Origin of the sequence: Pseudooceanicola sediminis (assembly GCF_003575965.1) — a bacterium.
Taxonomy (GTDB): domain Bacteria; phylum Pseudomonadota; class Alphaproteobacteria; order Rhodobacterales; family Rhodobacteraceae; genus Pseudooceanicola; species Pseudooceanicola sediminis.
Window position 1 is genome coordinate 362,952 of sequence record NZ_QWJJ01000001.1, and the last position, 18,270, is coordinate 381,221.

The following is an 18,270-nucleotide window of genomic DNA, read 5'->3' on the forward strand; positions in this document are numbered from 1 at the left end:
CCTTGCCCCGCGATCCGGCGTGACCAGCTTTCATCGCAAGACGGATGGGCATTCGCAGACAAATCAGGCAGGTTGCGGCAGGTGAAGAGTTGTTTCGCGGTGACGGTCCGTTTTATGGGCTGGCATCTGCGACTGTTAGCGCTAAACTGGCCCCGACCCGAGGAGGCGCCCGCGCCGCGCCCTCCGCGAACGGCATAACCCAACGATCAGCGACGCAGCCAGATTGGAGGCTTCGACCCATGGCCCTGAACCAGACAATTGCAGATGTAACCGACCGGATCCGCGAAAGATCCCAAGGCAGCCGCGACCAATACCTGGAGCGTATCGGACGCGCCGCGGATGCCGGGCCGGTTCGCGCCCACCTGACCTGCGGCAACCAGGCCCATGCCTATGCCGGTATGCCCACCGACCAGGAGGCGCTGTCAAAGGGACGCGCCGCCAACCTGGGCATCGTCACCGCCTACAACGACATGCTGTCGGCCCACCAACCCTATGAACATTTCCCCGAACTGATCCGCAAGGCTGCCCGCGCGCAGGGCGCAACGGCGCAGGTCGCCGGCGGTGTACCCGCCATGTGCGACGGCGTGACCCAGGGCCAGCCCGGCATGGAACTGTCGCTGTTTTCGCGCGACGTGATTGCCATGGCGGCGGGCATTGCCCTGTCGCACAACTGCTTCGACGCCGCGCTTTACCTCGGCGTCTGCGACAAGATCGTGCCGGGCCTCGTCATGGCCGCCGCGACCTTTGGCCATATCCCTGCCGTCTTCCTGCCTGCCGGGCCAATGCCCTCGGGGCTGCCGAACGACGAAAAGGCCCGCGTGCGCCAGCAATACGCCAACGGCGAGGTCGGCCGCGACAAGCTGATGGAGGCCGAGCTTGCCTCCTACCACTCGCCCGGCACCTGCACCTTTTACGGCACCGCCAATACCAACCAGATGCTGATGGAATTCATGGGGTTGCACCTGCCGGGTGCCAGCTTTGTCAACCCCAATACCCCGATGCGCGAGGCGCTGACCGTCGCGGGCACCGAACGCGCGCTGGCGATCACGGCCCTCGGAAACGAATTCCGTCCGGCAGGCGAGATCCTCGATGAAAAGGCCTTCGTCAACGGCATCGTCGGCCTGATGGCGACCGGTGGGTCCACCAACCTGGTGCTGCACATGCCCGCCATGGCGCGGGCCGCCGGCATCATCCTGGACCCCGAGGATTTCGATACGATCTCTTCGATCACGCCGCTGATGGCCAAGGTCTATCCCAACGGTCTGGCCGACGTGAACCATTTCCACGCTGCGGGTGGCCTCGGCTACATGATCGGCCAGCTGCTGAACGACGGGTTGCTCCACCCCGATACCAAGACCGTCGCCGGCGACGGCCTGGAACTCTATACCCAGGAACCCAAGCTGCGCGAGGGCCGCATCGTCTATGAACCCGGCGCCAGGGAGTCGCTGAACGACAAGATCCTGCGCCCGGCCTCTGATCCCTTCCAGAAATCCGGTGGGTTGAAGCACCTGTCCGGCACGCTGGGCCGCGCCATCATGAAGGTGTCGGCCGTCAAGCCGGAAAACCACGTGATCGAGGCGCCCGTGCGCATCTTTCACGATCAGGCCGACGTCAAGACCGCGTTCAAGGCCGGTGAGTTCACCGAAGACACCATCGTCGTCGTGCGCTTTCAGGGGCCGAAGGCGAACGGCATGCCGGAACTGCATTCGCTGACGCCGACGCTGGCCGTGCTGCTGGATCGCGGGCTCAAGGTGGCGCTGCTGACCGACGGTCGCATGTCGGGCGCATCGGGCAAGGTGCCCGCCGCCATTCACCTCGCCCCCGAGGCGGCAGACGGCGGGCCGATTGCCCTGCTGCGCGATGGCGACGTGGTCAAGCTGGATGCCGTCAACGGCACCATCACCTGCCCGGATCTGACCGGCCGCGCCCCCGCCACACCGGACCTGTCGGCCAACAAGCACGGCATTGGCCGCGAGTTGTTCGAGACCTTCCGCCAGAATGCCTCGGCCTCCAGCGCCGGCGCCTCCAATATCGTCTGATCCCCTGAAACGGAGCCCGTCATGACCCCCGAAACCGCCACCGCCGAAGCCTCCAGGATCTGCCGCCTTGCGCCCGTCGTTCCCGTGCTTGTCGTCCATGACGCCTCGATTGCGCGCCCCTTGGCCGAAGCCCTTGTTGCCGGAGGGCTGCCCGCCCTCGAGGTGACATTGCGCACCCCCGCCGCGCTGGACGTGATCCGCGAAATGGCCCAGGTCGAGGGGGGCGTTGTCGGTGCAGGGTCGATCCTGACCCCCGCCGCCGTTACCCAGGTTGTCGCGGCAGGCGCCAGGTTCGGCGTTTCCCCCGGGGCCACCGACACGGTGCTGACCGCCGCTGAACAGGCCGACCTGCCGATGCTGCCGGGGGCTGCCACTGCCTCCGAGGTGATGGCCCTGCTGGAACGCGGTTACCGCGTGCAGAAATTCTTTCCCGCATCGATCAACGGCGGCGCGCCCGCCATCAAGGCCATCGGCGCGCCCATCCCCGACGTGATGTTCTGCCCGACCGGCGGCGTCACCCCGGAAAACGCACCCGAATACCTGTCGATGAAGAACATCATCTGCGTCGGCGGGTCCTGGGTGGCACCGCAATCCCTGATCGATGCAAAAGACTGGGCCGCGATCGAGGAGCTGGCGCGCGAGGCCGCAGCCCTGCGCGGCTGATACCCACAGGAACAAAAAGAAAAGGCGCGCCAGTATCTTGGCGCGCCTTCTTCATGTCTTGCATCAAGATCCTTAGTGCGGCGTTCGCCCGCGCGAACCGCCGCGCCGTCCCATCGGTGTCAGGCTGCGCAGACCGTCCTTCAACAGCGCCGTCATCGGATGATCCGGCGCGTGCCTGCCGTATTGCTCCATCAGCGCCTCAAGCGCGGCTTTCTGATCCTGGCCGTCGTCCAGGCTCAGCGCCCAGTCCATCAGCACGGAACGGCACTCGGGGTCGTCGATCCCCTCGATTCGATAGGCCTCGCGGATCAGGGCCTTCGGGTCCGTTGCATCACCTTTCATGACCACTCCAATCATGTGTCCGCCTCTCGTTCCAAAATCGCGTCAATGGCCGCTGCCGCCGCCTCGGTTGACGCCGCGACCTGCGCCTGAAGCGCCTCGATCGTCTCGGCGCCGGTATCGCGCAGCAACAGGGCGCGACCGCCCTCGCCGATCTCGTCGGGGTCCAGCGCCTTGCCGCTCAGCAGCTTTCCGACCTGTCCGATATTCCACAGCAACCGGTAAGTCGAGAGCAGGGCATCGCTTTCCGCCGTACGCATCCAGCCGCTTTTGACCGCCAGGTTCAGGCCCTCTCCGATCCAGCCGTCGGGATCCCCGGCAATCAGGCCGCCGGCCTGCGCCATCAGCTCGATTTCCTGGTTGCGACCGGGGCCTGTCTTGACGTCCCAGATCGTGCGGGTGCCCTTGGCGGCAGCTATGCGCGACCGCATCTCGGCCACGTCCCTCAACACCGGCCCAGAGGCGCGCCCGCGCGCGATAAGATCGCGCCGGAATGTCATGATATCGTTCGACAATGCCTCTGGCCCGGCGATCACCCTTGCCCGCGTCAGCGCAAGATGTTCCCAGGTCCAGGCCTGGGTCTCCTGGTAGTCGCGAAAGCTTTGCCAGCTGGTCGCAACCGGTCCCTGGCTGCCCGACGGGCGCAACCGCATGTCGACCTCATACAGCCGTCCCTCGGCCATGGGCGCCGACAGCGCCGTGACCAGCGCCTGCGTCAGACGGGCATAATAGGTGCGGGACGCCAGCGGGCGACGGCCTTGCGACGTCTCCTGGCCCGCCGCGTCGTAGATCACGATCAGGTCCAGGTCCGAACGTGCGTTCAGCCGCCCTGCGCCCATCGACCCCATCCCCATCACCGCCGCGCCGCGCCCCGGCGGCGGCCCATGCCGCGTGGCGAATTCGGTCTGCACGACCGGCCACAGAACCCGCAGCACCACGCTGGCCAGTTCCGCATATTCGTGCCCCGCCTCCTTCGGGGCGACCAGCCCGCGCAGGTGATGCACGCCGATGCGGAAATGCCATTCCTTGACCCAGCGACGCGCCGCATCCAGCTTGCGCTCATAGTCTTCTTCGATTTGCAAAACACGGCTCAGCTCTTTGCAAAGCGCATCCTCACCGGGCCACTCGGTGAAAAAGCCGCCCCCGATCACCGCGTCGAACACCGCCGAATTGCGGCTGAGGTACAGCGCCAGATCCGGCGCCGTCCCCGTGATGTCGCCCAGCAGGTCAATCAGTTGCGGATTGGCCTGGAACATCGAGAACAGCTGCACGCCCGCCGGCAATCCCCGCAGAAATCCGTCAAAGGCCACCAGGGCTTCGTCCGGGCGGGCGGCGCGGGACAGGCTGTGCAACAGCTGCGGACGCAGCCGGTCGAAAATCTGTCTCGCGCGTTCCGAACTCAGCGCGGGATAGGCGCGCCAGCGGGCCACCAGCGCCTCGTCGATGGCTATTTCAACCTCGGCCTGCCCCGCGGCGGCCCCTGCCGGATCCTGTCCCACCGTGCGGGTCCCGTCCTTGCGGTGTCCATCCGCGCCCGCGGCGGGTATCGCGCCCGGGGTTCCGGGGGCCTTTTCGCCGGGCGTGTCGGGGGCAAAGAACGCCTCCGTGACGCCATGGACCTCCTCCAGGCGGTCCTTGATCTCGCGCCCCAGCTCCTCGGCGTCCCGTCCCATGAATGCCGCCAGCCGCGACAACCCCTCGGCACCGCCAGGCAGCTGATGGGTCTGTGCGTCATTGATCATCTGGACCCGATGCTCGACCTCCCTGTGCGACCGATAGTGGCGCGCCAGCACGTTCGCCGTGTCCTGCGGAATCCAGCCCCGTTCTGCCAGTTGCCCAAGCGCGGGCACCGTGCCCGGCAGCCGCAGCGACGGATCACGCCCCCCGGCGACGATCTGGTGGAACTGGGCAAAGAACTCGATCTCCCGGATGCCGCCGCGCCCCAGCTTCATGTCGTGCCCGGCCAGCTGGATCGGGCCAAAGAACCCCTTGTTGCGCCGGATCGCCAGGCGCACGTCATGGGCATCCTGAATGGCCGCGAAATCCAGATGCCGCCGCCAGACAAAGGGCCGCAGATCCTCGAGAAAGCGCGCGCCTGCGGCAATGTCGCCGGCAGCGGGGCGCGCCTTGATATAAGCGGCGCGTTCCCAGGTGCGCCCGAGGCGTTCGTAGTATCGCTCGGCCGCCGCCATCCCCATGCAGACCGGCGTCACGCCGGGGTCGGGACGCAGCCGCAGGTCGGTGCGAAAGACGTATCCCTCGTCTGTGATGTCGTTCAGCGTCGCGGTCATCCTGCGCGTGGCCCGGATCAGGGCCGGGCGTGCCTCCAGCACCGCGTCGCCGCCATAGCGGCCCTCGTCATACAGCACGATCAGGTCGATATCCGAGGAATAGTTCAACTCTCCCGCGCCCATCTTGCCCATGGCCAGCGCCACCAGGCCGCACCCCGTTTCAAGGTCGTCCTCCTGCATGCCCGGCAGCTTGGCGCGCCTGATCTCGGCTGTCAGCGCCGCCCGCATCGCCAGCGCCACGCAATGATCCGCGAATGCGCTCAGGCTTTCGGTGACGGTCTCAAGCGGCCAGGCCCCCGCCAGGTCGGCCAGTGCCACCAGCAGCGCCATGCGCCGCTTGCCCCGCCGCAGCTCGGGCGCGATCTGGTCCGGGGCGATGCCGGACAGGCGGTCCCGTTCCGCGGCAAGTGCCGCAAGCGGCGCGCTCAACGCGCCGGGCAACCAGTCGGCCTCGCGCGCCATCAGCCCCGCCAGGTAGGGGCTGCATCCCGCCGTGCCCTCGATCAACGCGGCCAGGTCGCCGTCCAGATCGGGAAACAGCGCGCGCGCCTCGCGGCCACGGTCAGGGTCAAAGGGGCGTGGCAGGCGGGTCGGGATCAATGTATCGCTCATGCGCGGAAAGTGCGGCGCAGGGCCGCCCCGGTCAATCCCTCATGCGTGCCGCCTCTGGTCAATCCCGGCGCAGCTTGGCAGATTGCCCTGACCGCAAGGGAGAGTGCGAATGAGCAAGAGCATGAAGCGCGTCGCCCGCGCGTTGCAGGACGCCGGCGTCGACACCCAAATCCAGGAACTGGGAGAGTGCCGCACCGCGCAACAGGCCGCCGATACCGTCGGCTGCGCACTTGATCAGATCGCCAAGTCGATCATCTTTCGCGGCGAACACAGCGGCGAGGCGATCCTGTTCCTGACCGCAGGCGGCAACCAGGTCGATGCCCTTCGCGCCAGCGAGGTCGCAGGCGAGCCGTTGGGCAAGGCCGATGCCGCCCTGATCCGCGCCCAGACCGGATTTGCCATCGGGGGCGTGTCGCCCGTCGGCCACCTGAACCCGATCCGCGCCTTTCTGGACCCGCGCCTCCTCGACTTTGACCGGATCTGGGCCGCCGCCGGCACCCCGCGCCATCTTTTCGGCCTGCCACCACAGCTTTTGCAGCCCATGACAGGGGCCCAAGTCGCTGAATTCACACGCGAAGACAAACTAATGTAAAAAACATTCACATGACCCCCTTGCGGTTGAGGGGCGGACTTCCGATCTAGGTAATGTGAAAGACATTCACATAGCAACAAGAACCAAGTTACGGAGACAGACATGACACCCGCCACCGCTCAAATGTACGACCACCAGGGCCCGGCCACGCGCCCCGCCTCCTGGCTGCGTCGCGCTGAGGCCTGGATGGACAGCAAGGGCAAACCCGCATGGATCACCGCGATGGTGCTGGGTTTCGTGTTCTTCTGGCCGGTCGGCCTTGCCATTCTCTTCTACATGATCTGGGGTAAGAAAATGTTCGGAAAATCCTGCCGTCACTCACGTTACAACGACATGCGCCGCACCGGTTACGCCGCGATGAAATCCAGCGGCAACACCGCCTTCGATGCCTACAAGACCGAGACGCTGCAACGCCTCGAAGAGGAGCAGAACAGCTTCGAGGGTTTCCTGGAACGCCTGCGCGCCGCCAAGGACAAGGCCGAGTTCGATCAGTTCATGGAAGACCGCTCCAAAAAGGCGCGTGCCGACCGTGAGGCCGATCATCAGTCCGCCGACACCGGCGACCACGACCGGGCCTGATCGCCCCTGCCTGCCGCCCGGCGCGCCCCGACCCGGCGCGCCCACGGCGCATATGTCCCGGTGCACATGTCCCGGCGCCAACCGCGCATATGTCCCGTCCCGCGGGCCTGCTCAGCGCCGGGCCGCCACCATTGCACCGCACGGCCCCACCGGGGCCGTTGCCACGCCGCCCAATTCCGCTTTCACAGGATACCGGACCAGATGAGCCTGCCCCTCCCCGATCCCGATCACAGCCCCGAATTCTACGACAGTGTCGCGATGAAGCGCGGCTTTGCCTGGATTGTCGATGCCATCGTGATCACCCTGATCGCGCTGGTGATCGTCCCGCTGACGGCCTTTATCGGTGCGTTCTTCTTTCCCGTCCTGCTGCTTACGGTCAGCTTTTTCTATCGCTGGATGACCATCGCGGGACGCTCCGCCACCTGGGGCATGCGCCTGATGTCGATCGAGTTGCGCAGCACCGAGGGGCACCGCCTTACCCCGCTGGAATCGCTGCTGCACACGTTGGGCTTTACCGTCAGCTTTGCGCTGCCGATCCTTCAGGTGATCTCGGTCGTGCTGATGCTGACCTCGCGGTACGGCCAGGGTCTGACCGACCATGTTCTGGGAACCACCGCCGTCAATCGCCGGGCCTGAACGCGCAAAAACGCAGCCTGCGGTGATCGAACGCGCCCACGGGGCTTGGCGCTCGGGAACTTCGTTGTTATCGTTCCCGAACCTCCGGCCTGCGGGCCGCGCCATTCACCCGATGCTCCAAGCTGGTTTTCATGCGCCATTCCCTGCCTCTTGCACCGCAATTCTACGTGACAGCGCCACAGCCCTGCCCCTATCTGCCGGGCCGGATGGAGCGCAAGCTGTTCACCTCGTTGCAAGGGGAATCCGCCGAGCAGCTGAACAACGCATTGTCGAAACAGGGGTTTCGGCGGTCCCAGAACGTGTTGTACCGGCCGTCCTGTGCCGATTGCGCGGCCTGCCTTTCGGCGCGCATCAACGTTGCCGACTTTACCCCGTCGCGCAGCCAGCGCCGCACCCTGCGGCGCAATGCCCACCTGGAACGGCGCGCCACCTCTCCCTGGGCCACCGAAGATCAATACGCGCTGTTCCGGCGCTACCTCGACAGCCGCCACGCCGACGGCGGCATGGCCGACATGGATGTCTTCGAATTCGCCGCGATGATCGAGGAAACGCCGATCCGGTCCCGCGTGGTCGAATATCTCGACCCCGACAGCGGCCTCAAGGCCGCGTCGCTGACCGATGTGCTGGATGATGGCGTTTCGATGGTCTACAGCTTCTATGACCCTGCGCTGGAAAAGAATTCGCTCGGCACCTACCTGATCCTCGATCATATCGAGATCGCGCGGAATGCCGGTCTGCCCTATGTCTACCTCGGGTACTGGGTGCCCGGCTCTCCCAAGATGGGCTACAAGTGCAAGTTCACGGGGCTTGAGCTCTACCATGGCGGAAAATGGGACCGGATGCGCGACCCACACGATTACGATGCCACCACCCATCCGCTCAAAAGCGATCCGATCGCAGAACAGGTTGCCAATATTTCCCTGCCAGACACGCGCGCGCCCTGAAATGACACAAAACCTTTTTGCCGCGACGCTGGTGGTGCCCGACTATGATGCCGGGATCGCCTTTTACGTCGACACGCTTGGCTTCGACCTGGTCGAGGATACTGCACTGTCAGACACCAAACGCTGGGTGCTGATTGCGCCGAAGGGCGCGCAGACCTGTCTTTTGCTGGCCCTTGCCGCGACCCCCGAACAACGTGCCGCCATCGGCAGGCAGGCGGGGGGCCGCGTGGCCTTTTTCCTGCAAACCGATGATTTCGCCGGGGACCATGCCCGCATGGTCGCCGCCGGTGTGCATTTCGAGGAACAGCCCCGCACCGAACCCTATGGCATTGTCGCCGTCTGGTGCGACCCGTTCGGCAACCGCTGGGATCTGGTGCAGTTCACGAAAACCCCGACGCGCGGCGTTCCCCCCGCCAAATCCCGCAGCAACCGCGAAACCGGCACGCCGGTGATCTGGCCGCCGCATGACAAGGCCCGTTCCGACAGCTGACCCTGCGGCCCGGCACGTCTGCCCGCAGCGGGCAGGCACGTCACCGGACCGATAGATGACAAAAGGCCGCGGCCCCCTCGGGGATCGCGGCCTTTGCCTTTTTGGCCCGCCCCCACCCTCCGGGGGCAGGCCATTTTCACATCGGATCAGCCGCCCATCAGCGCCGGAACGATCGTCACGATCTGCGGCACGAACCACAGCAGCGCCAGCCCCAGCACCTGAATGCCGACAAAGGGGATGATACCGCGATAGATATGGCCGGTCGTCACGCTGGCCGGGGCCACCCCGCGCAGATAGAACAGGGCAAACCCGAACGGCGGCGTCAGGAACGACGTTTGCAGGTTCACCGCGATCATGATCGTCACCCACTTCGGATCGAACGTCCCGCCATAGATGACGGGGCCGACGATCGGGATGACGATGTAGATGATCTCCAGGAAATCCAGCACGAAGCCCAGCACGAACAACACCAGCATCACGATCAGAAAGACCGTGAACTCGTTGTCGAAACTGCGCAGGAAGTCCTGGATGTAATGCTCCCCCCCGAACGAGATCACGACAAGGTTCAGCAGCTGGCTGCCGACCAGAATGGTGAACACCATCGAGGTCACCTTGGCCGTTTCGCGCACGATGGGTGTCAGAACCCGTGTGCGAAACAGCACCCATCCCGAATAGATCATCCCGAACCCGGCGATCATGTAGGCCGCCGCCGCCGCAAGATAGGCAATCCAGTTCTCGGCCGTGACGACATCCTGGTTGATGCGCAGATCGAAATTCGCGCCCAGCAGGATCATCGCGCCCAGGGCAATGGTTGCCCAGATGATCACCTTGGGGTCGCGCCCCTCTTCGCGCAGCTTGCGATAGGCGGCCAGCATCATCGCGCCACCGGCCCCGAGCGCCGCCGCAGGCGTCGGGTTGGTGATCCCGCCCAGGATCGAGCCGAGCACGGCCACGATCAGCATCAGCGGCGGAAATACCACCCGCACCAGCTCGTTCTGGGCCAGCCGCGCGGCGGCATGGCGCAGCGACCAGAAGGTGATCGCCAACGGGATCGCCAGCAACAGCACCGTTGCGCCCGGCGTCGTGCGCGGCCCGATGAACAGCACGTCGACCAGCACCACCAGCGCCAGGCCAAATCCCCCCACCGCCAGCGGCGCCGCACTGTCGCCCGGTTTCACCCCGCGCGCCAGCATCAGCACCAGCGCCAGAAGCACCACGATGGTGGCGACGCCGGTGCCGATGGGCGCAGCCCGATCCGCCTTGGCATCGACCGCCGCCGCGATTTCTGCGTCGTTCAGCCTGTGCCCGGTATCCAGCCCGCCCGAGGCCGCAATCGCCTGCGTTTCGGCAACGGCCGCATCCCAGCGGGCCTGACCATGCAGATCGATCATCGCAGCCTTGCAACTGTCGCTGACATTGGTGCGCAGGCTGGCGCCCTCGCCCATTTCGGAAAAGTTCGACACGCGCAGGTTCTGCGACCCGACCATCCCGACCTCGGCCATCAGCAGCACCCCGGCGATGATCGCAACCGGCGCGAACACGAACCAGGTCAGCCCCTCGCGGCGGGTGATCACCTCCCCCCTGCCGTCGTGCTCGACCGCGACCGCGGGCGCCTTGGACGGGTTCAGCACGGCATAGCCAAAGGCATAGAGCGCATAGAGAACCGCCAGCAGGATCCCCGGCAGCAGCGCCGCCTGGAACAACGTGCCCACCGACACCACGGCAGGCTTGCCCAGATAGGTCAGCGCGTCCGAACAGCCCAGCGACTGCGCCCGCGCCTCCTGAGCGGCGGAATACAGATCGCCCGCCAGCGTGCCTAGCAGCACGATCACGATCGAGGGCGGAATGATCTGCCCCAGCGTGCCCGACGCCGCGATCACCCCCGTCGACAGTTCCGGCGAATAGCCGTTGCGCAGCATCGTCGGCAGGCTCAGCAACCCCATGGTCACCACCGTCGCACCGACGATCCCGGTCGAGGCCGCCAGAAACGCCCCCACCACGACCACCGACACCGCCAGCCCCCCCGGCAGCGGGCCGAACACCCGCGCCATGGTCGTCAGCAGGTCGTTGGCGATCTTCGACCGCTCCAGCGTGATGCCCATCATCACGAACATCAGCACCGCCAGCAGCGTCTCGATCGACTGGCCCGCGAACACGCGTTCGTTCATCCGGTTCACGATGAACGACAGGTTGCGATCCATCGCCGTTTCCCAGCCGCGATCAAACACCGGCTGCGCCATCGTCGGCAGGTCCGGATAGCGAAAGATCGAAATCGTGTCCGGGTTCACCCCGGACCCGATCAGCGCGCGATAGCCCTCGCTGCTGGCGTCGATCGCGTTGTGGATCAGCAGACCGCCCGCATCCAGCCAGGCGATGATGGCAAAGGCGAACAGCCCCGCCCCCGGAATGGCGAATGCCACCGGAAAGCCCGAAAGGATACCCGCGAACAGGCTGAGAAAGACGATGATCAGGCCGATCTCGACCCCATCCAATCCGAAAAACATTATCCCCATGCCCCCTTAATGCGTGCCTTCATAGGCTTCTTCCCCGGCGCCCAGCGTATCGCGGTCCAGGTATTTCTCCGCGCTCTCCTCGCCTTCGCTGAACTCCAGGAACGACCGGTAGAAAAACGCGACCGCCTGCAGGAAAACCAGCCCGACGAAACACAGGATGAGGATCTTGAACAGGAAATAGCCGTTGAATCCGTCGGGACTGAACCCGATGGTCTCGACGTTCCATTTCACGATACGCGCCTTGCGCATCAGCAGGTCCAGCTTGTCACTGGCCGAAACCTTGGGCGTGATCAGATGCCGCCACAGGAAGAACCACGAATACATCCAGACCAGCACGACGACGGGCATCATGAAGAACAGCGCCCCGAACATGTCCACCACACGTTTCGCGCGATAGCTGATCGGCGCATAGATCAGATCGACCCGCACGTGGCTGCCCTGAACAAAGGCGTAGGACACGCACAGCGCGACCACGGCCGCGTTCCACAGCTTCAACCCCTCGGCATACCAGCCGACGGATTGCGTGAACCCGACCCCCAGCGGCGAAAGGCTGATCTCGCCCAGGCGAAAGATGCTTTGCAGGAACACCACGATGATCTGTTGCGCCACCATGATCAGACCCGCCCAAGCGGCGGTGCGCCCGACCACGTTGGCAAACCCCTCCAGCACGCGCACGCAGCGCCACATGAACGGACGCCAGATCAGCCCGGCAATCGTCACCACGATAAAGATGTCGAGCACCGCGAAAAAGAACTGCACCGACCCGCCATAATACAGGAACCGGATCAGTGCCTCCTTGTCCGACCAGTCGAGCCACAGGCCCGGATGGCTCAGCGCGTATCCGATGTGATAAAACCCGCGCGCGATTTCAGTGACCAGCCAGATCAGACCGTTCAGCATCGCTTCCCCCCCTTTTCGCAAGGGGCTGCGCACCGGGTCAGGTGCGCAGCCCGCCATATCTCAGTCAACGCCATGCCTCAGCCTTGCCATGCCTCAGCCTTGCCACGCCTAAGCCTTGCCATGTCTCGGCCATGCCATCGCGGGCCACGGCGCGTCCTGATCCGCGCCGTGGCCGACGCCACGTGGCGCTCGATCACCCGTCGACGCGGTTCCGCTGGGCGGTGTAAAAGCTGTCAGAGACCGACATCCAACCAGAGGCCGATTTCATCGACGCCTCCGCGGACTCGCGGATCTTGGCAAAGATCTCGTCGTCCATGAAGCCGTCCAGCACCTCTTTCGACGCCGAGCCGAAGGCATCCCAGACGTCGTCGGGGAATTCCTGCACCTGCACACCGGAAGATTTCAGACGCGCCAGCGCCGGGCCGTTGTTGGCAATGAACAGCGCATAGTTGTGCTGGTGCGCATCGCCTGCCGCGATCTCGATGATCTTTTGCTGCGACGGGGTCAGCCCCTCGAAAACCTCAAGGTTGCAGGCCACGGACAGCGCCGCGCCCGGCTCGTGGAACCCGGCGGGATAGTAGTTCTTGCAGACCTCCTGCAGGCCCAGCTTTTCGTCCGACCACGGGCCGATCCACTCGGTGCCATCCAGCGCGCCGGTCGACAGCGCCTGATAGATCTCGCCACCCGGCAGAACCTGCACCGAGGCCCCCAGTTTCGCCAGCGCCTGCCCGCCAAGGCCCGGCATACGGAATTTCAGACCCTTGAAATCATCCGCCGAATTGATCGGGTTGCGGAACCAGCCACCGCCCTGTGCCGCCGTCTGACCGGCGATAAAGCTCTTCAGGCCAAAGATTTCGCCCAGCTCGTGATGCAGGGCCATGCCGCCGTTGGCATAATACCACGTCATCATCTCAGGTGCGGTCATGCCGAAGGGCACGGTGGTGAAATACGCCCATGCGGGGTGCTGGCCGACGAAATAGTAATCGGCCCCGTGGTACATGTCGGCCTGACCGCTGGTCACGGCATCAAAGACCTCCAGCGCGCCGACCAGTTCACCAGCCGCCTTCGGTTCGATGATCAACTGGCCATCGGACATTTCGTTGACGCTGTTGGCAAAACGTTCGACGGAATCCCAGACCCCGGCCAGCCCGCGTGGCCAGGTCGTGACCATGGTCAGCTTGACCTGCCCCTGCGCCCGCGCTGGTGCCGCCAGCGACGTGGCCGCAGCCGCGGACCCGCCCAGTGCGGATGTTTTCAAAAAGGAACGACGATCCATTTATTTCTCCTCCCGGTAAGTGAACGCGCCTGACCTCCCTTTGCCCGGCGCGGATCGTTGCAGTGAGGAAGGACCCTAGCCGCGGCGGCGGGGCCGCGAAATACCAAGGATTACGTAGATTGACCGAATACTTTGCGGAAATTGCGCGCCGAACCGAAATTTCTTGGCGAAAATTATAGGCGCACGTATCATATTTCCGAATTCCGGCGCGCTTTTGCGCCGCGCTGCATTGCAAGCGGCTGGAAATCGCACCGCCGACTCCCTAAAGCTAACTGTCATGAAACGCCTCGTGCTGCCCCGGATCGCGCCCAGTTACGGACAGAAGCTGTTCCTTCTGGCCACGCTTCCGCTCATCCTGGCAGTTACGGCGATCTCTGCCCTGGTGGCCGATCAGTCGCGCGCGCTGGCCGAACGCGAAATCGCCGCCCTCGAACGCCAGATGATCGAGGCGAAAAAGGCCGAGCTGCGCAACTACGTCACCCAGGCGCGCAACGGGCTGAACTACATCTACGGCATGGCCGGTCCCGACAACCTCGAGGCGCGCCGCCGGGTCAAGCAGATCCTGTCCGCCATGACCTACGGCGAGGATGGTTTCTTCTTCGTCTACGACTACGACGGCACCAACCTCGTCTCGCCGCGCCAGACCGACATGATCAACCGCAACTGGTGGGACCTGACCGATGGCGACGGCCGCCACGTCGTGCGCGATTTCATCGACACCGCGCGCGAAGGCACCGGCTGGGTCACCCACCTGTGGCCCAAACCGGCAACGGGCGAAGAGGCGCTGATGGTGTCCTACGTCACCGCCCTGCATTCGTGGAAATGGGCCATGGGCACCGGAGTCTTCATCGACGATGTGCTGGCCACGACGGCCGCCGCCCGCGCCGATGTCGAGGCCCGCGTGCGCCGAACCTTCTTCTACATCGGCGCGATCACCGCCGCCGCGCTGATCGCCGTCTTTGCCTCGGGCATGTTCCTCAACATCCGCGAACGCCGCCTTGCCGATGCCAAGCTCAAGGAGCTGACGCAGCGCGTCTTCGATGCCCAGGAGGAAGAGCGCGGACGCGTCGCACGCGAACTGCATGACGGCATTTCCCAACTGCTCGTCGGGGTCCGCTACGCGCTGGACAGCGCGCGGCGCCGGTTCGATGCCGGCGACGCGCGCGCCTCCGAAACGCTCGACCGGGGCATGACCAGCCTGTCCGACGCCATCCAGGAGGTCCGCCGCATCTCCCGCGACCTGCGCCCCGGCGTGCTGGACGACCTCGGCCTCGGGCCCGCGCTCAAGGCCCTTGTGGTCGATTTCGGGGCACGCACCGGGATCGAGACCGCGTTTGATACCGTGGTCTTTCGCAACCGGCTGGACAACGACACCAAGATATCGCTCTACCGTATCGCACAAGAGGCCCTGACCAACGTCGAACGCCACTCGGGGGCGACCCGCCTGTCCGTCGATCTGCGCGGCCACCGCAACGGGGCCACCTTGCGCATATCCGACAACGGCCGGGGCATCGCACCGCCCGGTGCGGCCTCCCTGGGTGCGTCGGGCAAGGTCGCGCGCCAGGGCATCGGCCTGCGCAACATGCAGGAACGGGTCGACCAGATGGATGGCAGCCTGCGCATCCAGTCGACCCGCTCCGGCACGGTGATCGAGGTGCAGGTGCCCCTGTCGCATATCGTCGACCCGACGGCGCGCACGCCTGCCCCCGGTCTTTCGGGGGCCAAATGATTTCCCCGGCACCCGACGGTGGCCGGACCAGACGAAAGGACAGCGGATGACCGACCAGCCCGCCAGCACCAGCGACCTGCATGACCCGACGACGCCCCCCGCCCCGGCCAAGGCCCCCGCCAAGGCCCCCGCCACCCGCGTGGCGATCGTCGACGATCACCCCCTCGTCGCCGAAGGGATCGAGGCCATCCTCGACAGCTTCCCCGATCTCGAGGTCGTCGGCACCTTTTCCAATGGCCGCGCCATCATCGAGGCGGTGCCCACCCTGAACCCCGATGTCATCCTGCTTGATCTCAACATGCCCGAGATGGGCGGCCTGACCGCCTGCGAGATCCTGCTCGAAAATCACCCCGACCTGCGCATCCTGATCCTGTCGATGCACGACAGCCCCGAATATATCTCGACCGCGCTGGATCACGGCGCGCTCGGCTATGTCCTCAAGGACGTACCGACGGACGAGATCAAGCGCGCCATCGACGCCGTGATGCGCGGCGAACAATACCTTTGCACCGGGGCGCAGGGCTCGCTCACGCCACAGCCGGGTGCCGGGCATCTGACCAACCGAGAACAGACCATCCTGTTGCAACTGGCACAGGGCCAATCCAACAAGGAGGTCGCGCTGACCCTCGACATCTCGGTCCGCACGGTCGAAACGCATCGCAAGAATATCAAGAAAAAGCTTGGCATTTCCTCGACGGCCGGCCTGACCCGCTACGCTCTGGAACACGGCGTCCTGCAAGGCACGGGCCAGACATTCTGACCTACAATCAAACTTCTACGGGCCGATGCTCATGCGTTAACCACACTGGCACCGCGCAACTGAATGGAAAGCTCTGACGCCTAGACAGACGAGGCCCTGACCCGGATCGGATTCGTCATGCCTCAGCCGTCTTTTCCCGCACCGCCCTCGCGCCGACCTGCCCGACGCCCATCTGGGCAACCTGCTGGCCCTGTTCCCGCTCCGGTTATCGCGGGCTGCCACGGCCCCGGGTCCGGCGGCCCCCCCTGCTCTCGCGTCTTGGCGCAGATGTCGCAGCGGCACCGGGCGCTGCTGCTCGGCACCCTGACGGTGCTGTCCAGTGCAGTGCTGGCGCTTGCGCCCGCGCGGGCCTCCGCGCCCGCACATGACCCCGCGCCCGCCGCCGGGACCCACACCGGAACGGCCCATGCCAGTGCCCCTGCGCCAGTTCCGGCCCAAGGCCAGGGCCATACCCCCGCCCCGCAAACCGCGTCGGCGCAATCGGGTGCCCATGCCCTCGCCCCGCCCCCCGAAGGCGGCCTTTGCACCGGGTTCGGCCCTCAGACCCCGCGCGACATCGCATCGCCTGTCGGACTGAACCGGCAGGTCTTTCCGCTCGCCCCGCCTGCCGACCAGATGAACCTGTGCAACATCCACACCCACACCAATGCCGAACACAAGGGGCCGGGGTTTTCGATCGTCTCGCGCGATCCGGATGCCGGCGGCTACCAATGCGACAGGGGCGATCTGTTGACGCAGGAGGAATTGCGCGACCCCGCCTTCGGGCACGGTCCGTTTCACGGCGTCAAACCCGGCGACACGATCGAGGTGCACTGGGTCTACTCCTCCTGTGACGTGACACCGGGCAAGGGGTTGGGGGCCTGCCTGTCAGACGCCTGCGCGAACCCGACGTTGCGCGTCGAATCCCAGGTCTTTCTGCTGGTCAACGATCCCTTCGCCCTCGACTTTGCCAATTACGATCACAAGGGGCATGTCGCGGCGGGGCATCCGCAGCCGATGTCCCTGCCCGCCAACACCGGCGCCCCGGTCGTCTTTCGCGGTTCGACCACCGGCCCCAGTTACACGCAGGCCATCTGCTCACCGCTTCAGGTCACCTGGTCCGTCCGCCCCAATTGCGCACGCCTCGATATCTCGTCGCTCTACCGCTGGGGCATGGACGGCAATGTCTTTCAGGAGGATCATTCCCACGGTGTCCGCCCCCTCGTCACCGCACCCGAGCTTCTGGCCCCCATCCCATAGCGCGCGTCCGGCGCGACGCTCGCAAAAGGTCGGCCCCGACCCGGATACCAGCAGGGCTCGTCAGGCCTCGGGCTGACTGACCTTCTGCGCCGATCCGAGACCATCGGGGTCTCTCCCGGCATCCGCCTCAGCGCCGCACCCCGCCATCTGCGAACCCGCTCGGCCATATCCCGGCCCGTCGTCAAATCAGACATGTCCGCACATCAGGCGCGTCACGCCCCGCAAACACCGCCCGGATACCGACATTGGTACCGACAGGATACCGACGTGCCAAATTGCGTCCTCTCTGGCCGCCGTCGGGAAAACCGTTCCCAAACACCGCCCGGATACCGACATTGGTACCGACAGGATACCGACGTGCCAATCTGCGTCCTCTCTGGCCGCCGTCGGGAAAACCGTTCCCAAACACCGCCCGGATACCGACACTGGTACCGACAGGATACCGACGTGCCAAATTGCGCCGTTCCCGCCCTGCGATGCCCCCTGCGATGCCAAACGATATTGCCACGGCTGGCCATCGCGACTCTGCCTCGCCAGGGCGTCATCATCTGGAATCGCGGCACACGCCACGGCATCGCAAGTGATTTCGGAAACTTTTTCGCCTTCACGCGCAACTTTCGAAAAGAAAAAATGCGCTGCACGACATTTTAGGGCGATAAATACGGTTG

Annotated in this window: 15 protein-coding genes; 10 read left to right on the forward strand and 5 right to left on the reverse strand. The window is 65.3% G+C overall.

Features of this window, described 5'->3' with window-relative positions:
• The first annotated feature begins 239 nt into the window (after positions 1 to 239).
• Both edd and eda read left to right on the forward strand, forming a co-directional pair.
• Positions 240 to 2,039: a phosphogluconate dehydratase gene (gene edd / locus DL237_RS01650; protein ID WP_119397261.1), complete on the forward strand. Its 1,800-nt coding sequence runs from the start codon at positions 240 to 242 to the stop codon at positions 2,037 to 2,039.
• 21 nt (positions 2,040 to 2,060) lie between these two features.
• The gene (gene eda, locus DL237_RS01655) at positions 2,061 to 2,702 is read left to right on the forward strand and encodes a bifunctional 4-hydroxy-2-oxoglutarate aldolase/2-dehydro-3-deoxy-phosphogluconate aldolase (protein WP_119397262.1); all 642 of its coding nucleotides are present in this window, start codon (positions 2,061 to 2,063) and stop codon (positions 2,700 to 2,702) included.
• Positions 2,703 to 2,774: 72 nt separating this feature from the next.
• On the opposite strand, the gene DL237_RS01660 is transcribed toward eda, so the two are convergent.
• Together DL237_RS01660 and DL237_RS01665 are read right to left on the reverse strand one after the other, a co-directional pair.
• Entirely contained in the window at positions 2,775 to 3,044 is a 270-nt protein-coding gene (locus tag DL237_RS01660; RefSeq protein ID WP_119397263.1) for a hypothetical protein, read from the reverse strand.
• Positions 3,045 to 3,055: 11 nt separating this feature from the next.
• Entirely contained in the window at positions 3,056 to 5,944 is a 2,889-nt protein-coding gene (locus DL237_RS01665) for a bifunctional [glutamine synthetase] adenylyltransferase/[glutamine synthetase]-adenylyl-L-tyrosine phosphorylase (protein ID WP_119397264.1), read from the reverse strand.
• 109 nt (positions 5,945 to 6,053) lie between these two features.
• Between DL237_RS01665 and DL237_RS01670 the strand changes: the two genes are divergently transcribed.
• The 5 genes from DL237_RS01670 (at position 6,054) to DL237_RS01690 (ending at position 9,185) form a co-directional block, all read left to right on the forward strand.
• On the forward strand, positions 6,054 to 6,536 hold the full coding sequence (locus DL237_RS01670) for a YbaK/EbsC family protein (RefSeq protein ID WP_119397265.1): 483 nt from the start codon (positions 6,054 to 6,056) through the stop codon (positions 6,534 to 6,536).
• A gap of 102 nt (positions 6,537 to 6,638) precedes the next feature.
• A complete protein-coding gene (locus DL237_RS01675) occupies positions 6,639 to 7,115 on the forward strand; it encodes a DUF2852 domain-containing protein (protein ID WP_119397266.1) in 477 nt (158 codons plus the stop codon).
• A 201-nt stretch (positions 7,116 to 7,316) separates the two neighbouring features.
• Positions 7,317 to 7,751, forward strand: coding sequence for an RDD family protein (locus DL237_RS01680; RefSeq protein ID WP_119397267.1), 435 nt, complete (start codon positions 7,317 to 7,319; stop codon positions 7,749 to 7,751).
• 131 nt (positions 7,752 to 7,882) lie between these two features.
• A complete protein-coding gene (locus DL237_RS01685; RefSeq protein ID WP_119397268.1) occupies positions 7,883 to 8,695 on the forward strand; it encodes an arginyltransferase in 813 nt (270 codons plus the stop codon).
• Position 8,696: 1 nt separating this feature from the next.
• Entirely contained in the window at positions 8,697 to 9,185 is a 489-nt protein-coding gene (locus tag DL237_RS01690; RefSeq protein ID WP_119397269.1) for a VOC family protein, read from the forward strand.
• Positions 9,186 to 9,331: 146 nt separating this feature from the next.
• On the opposite strand, the gene DL237_RS01695 is transcribed toward DL237_RS01690, so the two are convergent.
• From DL237_RS01695 to DL237_RS01705, 3 genes are all read right to left on the reverse strand, one after another.
• Positions 9,332 to 11,689: a TRAP transporter large permease subunit gene (locus tag DL237_RS01695; RefSeq protein ID WP_119397270.1), complete on the reverse strand. Its 2,358-nt coding sequence runs from the start codon at positions 11,687 to 11,689 to the stop codon at positions 9,332 to 9,334.
• Between the two features lie 15 nt (positions 11,690 to 11,704).
• Positions 11,705 to 12,598, reverse strand: coding sequence for a TRAP transporter small permease subunit (locus tag DL237_RS01700; protein ID WP_199671899.1), 894 nt, complete (start codon positions 12,596 to 12,598; stop codon positions 11,705 to 11,707).
• A 193-nt stretch (positions 12,599 to 12,791) separates the two neighbouring features.
• Complete coding sequence (locus tag DL237_RS01705; RefSeq protein ID WP_119397272.1) at positions 12,792 to 13,874, reverse strand: TRAP transporter substrate-binding protein; 1,083 nt, start codon at positions 13,872 to 13,874, stop codon at positions 12,792 to 12,794.
• 277 nt (positions 13,875 to 14,151) lie between these two features.
• On the opposite strand from DL237_RS01705, the gene DL237_RS01710 reads away from it, so the two are divergent.
• The 3 genes from DL237_RS01710 (at position 14,152) to DL237_RS20545 (ending at position 17,602) form a co-directional block, all read left to right on the forward strand.
• Positions 14,152 to 15,603, forward strand: a complete 1,452-nt coding sequence (locus DL237_RS01710) for a cache domain-containing protein (protein WP_119397273.1) — start codon at positions 14,152 to 14,154, stop codon at positions 15,601 to 15,603.
• A gap of 46 nt (positions 15,604 to 15,649) precedes the next feature.
• Positions 15,650 to 16,363: a response regulator transcription factor gene (locus tag DL237_RS01715; protein ID WP_119397274.1), complete on the forward strand. Its 714-nt coding sequence runs from the start codon at positions 15,650 to 15,652 to the stop codon at positions 16,361 to 16,363.
• Positions 16,364 to 16,630: 267 nt separating this feature from the next.
• A complete protein-coding gene (locus DL237_RS20545; RefSeq protein WP_158585574.1) occupies positions 16,631 to 17,602 on the forward strand; it encodes a delta-class carbonic anhydrase in 972 nt (323 codons plus the stop codon).
• The last annotated feature ends 668 nt before the right edge of the window (positions 17,603 to 18,270 follow it).